We start from the raw sequence: 7,368 nt of genomic DNA on the forward strand, positions 1-7,368 counted from the left end.
GAGACTTAGAATGAATTCTGGGGCGGGATAGGTATTTGCAGAAAAACTCCTGTTTACTTAGACATTCAGCAATTGCAGGGGGGTTGGGGAGAGGTTCAACTCACTCATCTTAAAACATTCTAGCGATCGCTCCCGGAACTGGCACAAGTTGAGTCAAGATATACGTTACCCTCATCAAGACTTAAGTATATACCTATACGGCTGCTGCTTATGTCATCTTCTCCAGAGCGTCCGTTAAAAATTAACCTCACCCTACCATCATCCCATCCGCAGTTATTGGAGGGATTGGATTTATGGCTGCGCTTAGGTTTGATATCTGATGCCCAAGTTAGGCAGTTATGTAAAGAATATCTCAGTTGTACGGTGGTGCTACAGCCGCAAGTCGAACCGGAAGCAGTGGTAGCGGGTGCAACTCCCAAACAGAAGCCATTAATTGCTTATGCACCAGCACCGCCAAAACAACCTTCTCAACCCAATTTTGTCACGAGGATGTTGCAATCTTTGGGGGAAGAATTGAGTGTACGCTGGCTACTATTTTTAGGTGTATTTTTAGTAGTGCTGTCCTCTGGGGTATTGGCTGCAAGTCAATGGGAAAGATTTCCCGCATCTGGACAGTATGGGGTGTTATTTGCTTATACTTTAACTTTTTGGGGTTTCAGTTTTTGGACTGGGAGACAAGCAAACCTGAGATTAACCACTCAGACGCTATTAATTGTCACGTTATTTTTAGTGCCTGTAAATTTTTGGGCAATGGACAGTTTCGGATTATGGCACAATCCGCTTAACTGGTTGACAGTTGCGATCGCTGCTCCTACTCTTTCTTTTGTTACAGTTTTACTTTGCAGTAATCGTACAGTTTTTCCCAACTCCTCCACAAGAAAGTTACCGCTAATTAATATCCTGGCGTTGAGTTATTTACATTGGGGTTGGAAAATCGCAGTCTTTCCTTTAATTGCTGTGTATGCAGCGATGATAGGCACAACTCTACTAACTGTCTATGACATTCGTCGTCAGCGACGTAATACTGGTGAAAATCAACTCAGTTTATTTGCCACCGTCATTGTTTACTCATTAATTGTACTGTTGTCACGGGCAATTTTTGTTGCTGGTGTAAATGTCACCCAACTAGGGTTAGCCATTGGGATTTGTGGTTGGTTGATTACGTGGTTAGTACAGCAGGGAAGGGTGCAGGGGTACAAGGGTATAGGGGTGCAAGGGGGACAAGGGGGACAAGGTGGACAAGGTAGACAAGGTGGACAAGGTGGACAAGGTAGACAAGGTGGACAAGGTAGCTATCTTTCTCCCTTGTCTACCCCCTCTCCCTTGTCTCCCCACTCAGCACTCAGCACTCAGCACTCAGCACTTCACCCCGCTTGGGAAATCTTAGGTAGCCTTTTACTCTTCCTCGGTTGGGCTGTGGCGGTAATAGATTATCCGGGACAAGCTTTGGCTGTGAGTGGTTTGGCTTTGTGGTATGTGAGTCAGCGTTTGCAGAGATATAGCCTCAAGCTTGATTTAGCGGTGCTGTTTTTGGTTGGCTTGCAGTCGATTTGGCAGGGTTGGCGAGTTGTACCGCCGGGAACGCGACAATCGATAATTGCTACTGCGGCAAATATCACCCAGGCGCACAATGAACCTTGGGCGTTGTTGAGTGTGGCATTATTTCCTTATTTAATTTTTATGGTATGGTTTTGCGATCGCCTGCGTCATACCGAAAACCGAGATTTGGCAAATTATGGTGAAGCGATAGCCGTGATGTTTGGCAGTTTTTTAACTGTCTTGTCCACAATTAATCCTACCTTGCGATCGCTAAATCTAGTTTTTTCTACTATTACTTTGGTTGTTGTTACTAAACGCCGTTCGCCATCTTCCACGCCATTAATTTACCTGACTCACTTCATCGGGTTACTGGCACTTTTCTCAGTCATAGACTGGTTTTTCCCGAATCTCCCGACTTATCTCTGGGCAACGGTGATCTCAGTTGTGATGGTGGCAGAATGGGGATTTAGTCTTGGTAATGGTAGCTGGCAAAGTAGTGCATGGTATTTCGGGTTAGTATTATCCATTGTCAGTTTTAGTTTATTTTTTGATGCCACTTTTAAACAAATTAACCAACAATATTGGGGCGTGATTTGGTTAATTACACCCTTATGTTTGACTTTTTTAGCTAGTCGCACCACAGGCAAACCCCGCATCATCAGGGCTTTTTTGAGTGGGGTGGCTGTGTTTGCGGTGCAGTTTTTAACTATTCTTGTACCAGAAACTAGATTTATGAGTTTGGCGGTGGGTACGGGTGTAATGTATCTCAATACCCGCTATTTAAGAAATGAAGGATCTGCCGCTTTTACCATTGGTTTAGGACTGAGTTTTGTAGCGGCGTTGCTGTGGGAAGGAATACCAGGATTACCCCGCCTAGCTATTGCAGGTTGGTTAGTCGTAGGTGCGATCGCCACTTTTAGTTTATGGTTAATGCGAAAATTACTGCAACAACGCAACCATGATTTAGCAGATATATATGCAGATGCTAGTGATAAATGGGCGATCGCTTTATGTTGTACTGTACTCTCAACCCTGACAATCCACTCATATTTAGTTTATGATGCCGTCGTCATCCCCGGAGTTTGGTATTTAGTCGCCAGTGCAATTACTTTACTCGCCATTGTTTATCGTAGCTGGCGTGAACCCACAGATTGGGCATTTTACGGTATTGGTTGGTGTGTAGAATTATTCATCGCCGAAGTGTTGAGCTTTGGGGAACGTTCTACAATCAGAATTGCGATCGCTAATATTGCTTTAGGTTTATTCACCCAACTTTTAGGCGAATGGTGGAAAAGACGATATCATCCCGCCGTACTTCCCAGCAGTTTACATATTCTGCCTTTAGTTTATGGTGCATTGAGTGTTGTTCTGCGGTTAAATGTTTTTACAGAGTGGACTGGTTTATCTAGTTTGGGTGTGGCTTTAATTGTCATTGGTATCGGCAGACGACAACCAAACTTTAAACCTCTGCTGTACTGCGGCATTATTGGCGTATCAATTTCTTTTTATGAACTATTGTTTTATCAAATGTCCCAAGCTAAAGGCGGTGCATTGGGTGATGGCTTAATTGCTATGTCCACTTTAGGAACAAGCATCATGCTAGTTTACAACCGATTAGCGCCTTGGTTGAGCCGATATTTACGCCTCAGTTTGCTAGAAATCAAAGGTATTGCTCATCTGCACTGGGCTTGGAGTAGTGTATTATTAACCCTGGCCATTGCCCTGCCAATTCAAGCTAACCGCCTTGTTGGGTTGGGTACAGGGGGATTATTAATTATGTATGCCATCTTTCAAGGAAGAGGTAATAGTAATACACCAAGGGTTTTTGGCAGAATCACCACAGAAGAAATGTGGGTGTATCTCGGCTTATTAGAAGTATTGGGAATGCGGGTTTATTGGCGAGAAACCGCCGTCGGACAGTGGCTAACCGGGCCGTTAGTCCCTTGGAATGGTGCGATCGCTTGTGTGATAGCCTACTTCTTATACAGCTTACCCTGGGAAAATTGGGGTTGGTCAAAAAGACCTTGGCAACTCGCCGCCTACATTTTGCCATTAATGATTTTGTGGGAAACCAAACTGCAAGTTTACCCCATCACCCTGCTCATCGCGGCTGGATTTTACATCATCTTAGCCAAGGTGAGTGAAAATATCCGCCTCACATATATTAGTATCGCCTTAATTGATTGGGCAGCCTGGAAATGGTTATCTCAATTAAATATTACTGATCCCTTGTGGTATTTTACCGCCACTGGACTTTCGCTGTTATACATTGCCCAAGTTGATCCACAGCTAAAACTGCCAGAATCAAAATCATCGCGGCACATTGTGAGGCTGGTAGGTATCAGTTTAATTTGTGGATGGGCAGTAGTATTTCATCAAGATACAGTCATCATTCCCGGAATTTTCAGCCTCATCGCTATTTTTGCTGGATTAACTTTGCGTATTCGGGCTTTTTTGTATGTTGGTACAGGTACTTTCTTAGTTACTGGTATTTACCAATTAGTCATTTTTAGCTTACGTTACTCATTTTTAAAATGGGTAATTGGCTTGCTAGTTGGCATTTTGCTGATTTATATCGCCGCTAACTTTGAAACTCACCGCACCCAACTTAATAGCTTACTTCGCAACCGCAGTCATGAATTGGATGAATGGGAGTGAAGAAGGTAGGAGACAGCAACAACTTAGATTTGTGTAGGTTGGGTGGAGGAACGGAACCCAACATTCACGCATACTGATAGGTATCGCACTACATCCAAATCTTGCTCATTCATAACTGTGAGATTTTAAACACCAAGTCTACACTGCTGCATCTGCCTGAGAGGAATTTGAAAAAAAATTATACGCAAATGCGATCACACAAACAATTATCCATGATGCGAATCACTCTGATCCCTATGAATGAGTATTAGAACTTCATTAATGAGTCTTTGATACTCGTGAATGAGTCTTGGAACTCTATTAATGAGTCTTTGATACTCGTGAATGAGTCTTGGAACTTCATTAATGAGTCTCGGAACTCCATTAATGAGCCTTTAATACTCGTGAATGAGTCTCGGAACTTCATTAATGAGTCTTTAATATTCGTGAATGAGTCTTAGAGGGTGTTTGAAAAGTGGTTGGTTGTGATTATTAGCACTTCTTGATCCCCCCTAACCCCCCTTAAAAAGGGGGGAAATGCTTCAAAGTCCCCCTTTTTTAAGGGGGATTTAGGGGGATCTAAAATGTTTGGCTACCAACAATAGGACTTTTAAAACATCCTCTTAAAGACTCACTCAGCATTTTGCCATATCACGGGGTGAGAAAATAGAATTTTAATCTCAGGCTAATTTTGGCAATTTGTAGTGGTAGTAAAATAAACATCAACCCTGGCAACAACTCACCGCGATGCACTTCAAACTCTGCAAATATGCCATCATCGCCTTGCTGACTGCAACTCTCAGCATCAACTTAGATTTACCCAAACTCAATTTTCTCCACAACGCCAACTCAGTCGCTTCAGCACAAACCCCAGACGCACGGAAAGCCGAAGCAGATAAACTTTTACAGCAAGGTATTCAGCAGTATCAAACCAGTCAATTTGAAGCAGCTTTGCAGTCGTGGCAACAAGCACTAATTATTTATCGAGAAATCAAAGATCCTAGAGGTGAGGGTAAAGCACTGGGTAATATCGGTGTTACTTACGATTCACTAGGAGACTACCCCAAAGCCATTGAGTACCTACAACAAGTTTTAGCGATCACCCGTGAAATCAAAGACCGTCGTGGCGAGGGACAGTCACTGGGAAATCTCGGTGTTACTTACCGTAATCTAGGAGACTACCCGAAAGCCATTGAGTACCACCAGCAGAGTTTAGCGATCACCCGTGAAATCAAAGACCGTCTGGGTGAGGGTGCAGCACTAGGCAATCTCGGTCTTGCTTACCATTCACTAGGAGACTACCCGAAAGCTATTGAGTACCACCAGCAGAGTTTAGCGATCACCCGTGAAATCAAATACCGTATCGGGGAGGGTGCAGCACTGGGCAATCTCGGTATTGCTTACGATTCACTAGGAGACTACCCAAAAGCCATAGAATACCAGCAGCAGAGTTTAGCGATCGCCCGTGAAATTAAAGACCGTCTGGGTGAGGGACAGTCTTTAAATAATCTAGGAGTTGCTTTCTACAAATCTGGTAATCTCCACGCAGCCGAGAAAACGCTGGATGAAGGAATTAAAGTTTGGGAAGCTCTGCGAGATAAAAAATTATGGGAATCTCTGCGAGATAAAAAATTAGCTGATACCAATAAAGTCTCAATTTTCGAGACGCAAAGAAGCACTTACCGCACCTTACAAAAAGTCCTCATCGCCCAAAAGAAAACCGATGCAGCTTTAGAAATATCAGAACGGGGTCGTGCTAGGGCGTTTGTTGAATTACTATCATCCCGCTTGAACAAAGATAACAGTGAAATGAAATCGCTCTCTGCACCCACAATAGGCGAGATGAGACAAATTGCCAAACAGCAAAATTCTACCTTGGTGCAGTACTCAATTATTTACGATAATTTCAAAGTAGAAAGTAAACCAACGACGCAAGAATCAGAACTTTATATTTGGGTCATCAAACCTAACGGTGAAGTCAAATTTCACCGCCAAGACCTTAAAGCATTGTGGCAAAAACAAAACACCAATCTGGAAAATTTAGTTAAAAGTATTCTCGGCACAAACTATCGTCTTTGGAAAAAACCTCTACAGCAACTCCATGAAATTCTCATTGAACCAATCGCCCAAGAATTACCCAAAGACCCTAAAGCTCATGTTATTTTTATCCCTCAAGCATCATTATTCTTTGTGCCTTTCCCTTCCTTAAAAGATGCAGACAATAAATACCTCATTGAAAAACACACCATCCTCACTGCACCGTCAATTCAAGTATTAGATTTAACTCATAAACAACGCATCCAAACACGAAACGCATCTAATCAAAATGCCTTAGTTGTTGGTAATCCCATCATGCCCCGTGTCGCTTACAAACCTGGAGACACACCAGAACAATTAGAAGCTTTACCCGGTGCAGAAATTGAAGCCAAAGAAGTTGCGCGGCTATTAAATACCAAAGCCATCATCGGTAAAGATGCAACCAAAAACCAAATTTTAAAACTGCTACCAAAAGCCCGAATTATCCATTTAGCAACTCATGGATGGGCTGATGATACTCGCGGTTTAGGAAGTTGGATTGCATTAGCACCAAACCCAAAAAATCAAAATGAAATAGGTAATGGCTTACTAACTGCTGAAGAAATATTAGACTTAAAACTGCAAGCCGAATTATTTGTCATCAGTGCTTGTGAAACTGGACGGGGACGCATCACAGGTGATGGTGTGATTGGTTTATCTCGTTCGATAATTTCTGCTGGTGTTCCCAGCGTGTTAGTTTCCCTGTGGTTAGTTCCCGATGAAGAAACCCAGTTACTCATGACAGAGTTTTATCAACATCTGCAAAAGAACCCCGATAAAGCCCAAGCATTACGCCAAGCTATGCTAGGCAGAATTAAAGAAAATTCTCTACCAATTAACTGGGCAGCATTTACACTAATTGGGGAAGCTGAATGAAGCAAACTTTGTCTTTTAATATAAGTAAGTCAGTGGAAATCAACCAAACTATATAGCAGTCCTAAATCATATCATGTCCGGTTAATTAGTTATGATTCCCACAGTCATTGCACCCCACCCCCTAACCCTGACAGGTGTAGGTTTTTTACAATTAGGAGGAGTTAAAGCAGAAGAAATCGTCAACAGGAGTAGAAGGAAAAGAACTCCAGCGATGAAGATGAATCGGAAGGTGATTGAGAA

At 42.8% G+C, this 7,368-nt stretch carries 2 protein-coding genes; both read left to right on the plus strand.

Annotated features, from left to right (window positions below; genetic code table 11):
* The first annotated feature begins 210 nt into the window (after window positions 1-210).
* Window positions 211-4,197: a DUF2157 domain-containing protein gene (locus tag H6G79_RS36350; RefSeq protein WP_199334079.1), complete on the plus strand. Its 3,987-nt coding sequence runs from the start codon at window positions 211-213 to the stop codon at window positions 4,195-4,197.
* 726 nt (window positions 4,198-4,923) lie between these two features.
* Complete coding sequence (locus tag H6G79_RS21220; RefSeq protein WP_190593241.1) at window positions 4,924-7,128, plus strand: CHAT domain-containing protein; 2,205 nt, start codon at window positions 4,924-4,926, stop codon at window positions 7,126-7,128.
* Window positions 7,129-7,368: the final 240 nt, after the last annotated feature.

The sequence above is a fragment of the Anabaena sp. FACHB-83 genome (assembly GCF_014697485.1).
Taxonomy (GTDB): Bacteria; Cyanobacteriota; Cyanobacteriia; order Cyanobacteriales; family Nostocaceae; genus Nostoc_B.